This is a genomic window from Brachybacterium sp. JB7, assembly GCF_003335205.1.
Lineage (GTDB): Bacteria > Actinomycetota > Actinomycetes > Actinomycetales > Dermabacteraceae > Brachybacterium > Brachybacterium alimentarium.
The window spans coordinates 1-1,272 of sequence record NZ_QPGN01000044.1; the positions used below are offsets into that span (position 1 = coordinate 1).

The window sequence follows — 1,272 nt, forward strand, 5'->3', positions numbered from 1 at the left end:
TCCACCTCGGTGCGCCGCTTCGCCGACACGTCCTCCGAGGGCGGCGGGGACGCCTGGCGGGCCGCCGTGCGCGGTGCCGCCCGCTCGCGCGAGGACGAGCTGCCCGACGCCCTGGACCAGGCGGTCGCCGGCGCGGATCTGCGCGGGCGCACGACCTCCTGGTGGTGGCCGGTGCTCGATGTGCTGCAGTGGCTCGCGATGCTCGTGTGGGTGGTGGGCCTGGGCTGGCTCGCGCTGAACGTCGTGCTGGCGCTGCTGCAGATCCCACCGCCGCCGATGCCGATGATCGAGGAGCTGTGGATCCCGATCCCGCTGCCCACGGCGCTGCTGGTGCTGGGGATCGCCGCCGGCATCCTGATCGGCCTGGCCGGGGTCGCGCTCGCCGGGGTCACCGCGAGGCGGCATCGGCGCCGGGCACGACGGGTGCTGCTGGGCCGGGTGCGGGAGGTCGCCGCATCCCACGTGGTGGCTCCGGTCGACGCCGAACTCGCCCGCGCGGACGCAGTGACGAGAGATCTCGCACTCGCCCGTGGGGAGACACCCAGACCTTCTGTGTAGAATGATGCGTCGACCGTGGCGTCGGGCCCGCGCCGCATCACTGGACCGCTTCTGGCGGTCCTCGCGGGCCGCGCACTCCTGATCAGTTGGACCATCCCGCAGGCGTCGGCCTGCAGAACAAGAGGCATCCTATGGGTTCTGTCGTCAAGAAGCGACGCAAGCGCATGTCCAAGAAGAAGCACCGCAAGCAGCTTCGCAAGACTCGCCACCAGCGCCGCAACAAGAAGTGAGCACTGTGTGATGTGCAACGGCCCCCGCCGAGAGGCGGGGGCCGTTGCTTGTTCGAGGGCGGTCGCGTGTCCGGGGGGCGTGTGGGCACGTCGTATGTCCGGGGGCGATCGCTCACGGGCGACCAGTGCGGTTCAGGCGCGGTCGATGCTGCTCCGGCGGCCCGGTGGTGTTCAGGCGGCCCGGTGCGGTTCAGGCGATCGGTGCAGTTCAGGCGCGGCCGGTGAGACGGCGCCACCACGGCCGCTTCCGCAGGGCCGCGCGCAGCTGCTCGGCCTCCACGCGGTACCTGGCATGGACGGCGCCGTCGACGATGATGACGGGCACGTCGTAGTCCCAGTCCGCACGCAGCTGCTCGTCGGCGTCGATGTCGACCACCTCGACGGCGGTGCCCGCGCGGTCTGCCTCGGCCCGGACCACGGGCAGGGCGTCCTCGCACAGGTGGCATCCGTCGCGGGTCAGGTACAGCACCCTGGCGTCGGGGTC

General features: G+C 71.9%; 2 protein-coding genes and 1 pseudogene. 2 read left to right on the forward strand and 1 reads right to left on the reverse strand.

Annotated elements, in window-relative coordinates:
* Positions 1-558, forward strand: a pseudogene (locus CIK81_RS17830) (hypothetical protein); the annotation flags it as partial.
* A gap of 131 nt (positions 559-689) precedes the next feature.
* Positions 690-788 (forward strand): AURKAIP1/COX24 domain-containing protein, encoded by a 99-nt coding sequence (locus CIK81_RS17835; RefSeq protein ID WP_074712200.1) that lies wholly within the window; start codon positions 690-692, stop codon positions 786-788.
* A gap of 208 nt (positions 789-996) precedes the next feature.
* Here CIK81_RS17835 and CIK81_RS17840 read toward each other — a convergent pair.
* Positions 997-1,272 (reverse strand): glutaredoxin family protein (locus tag CIK81_RS17840; protein WP_199586425.1); only part of this gene is annotated, 276 nt, incomplete at its 5' end.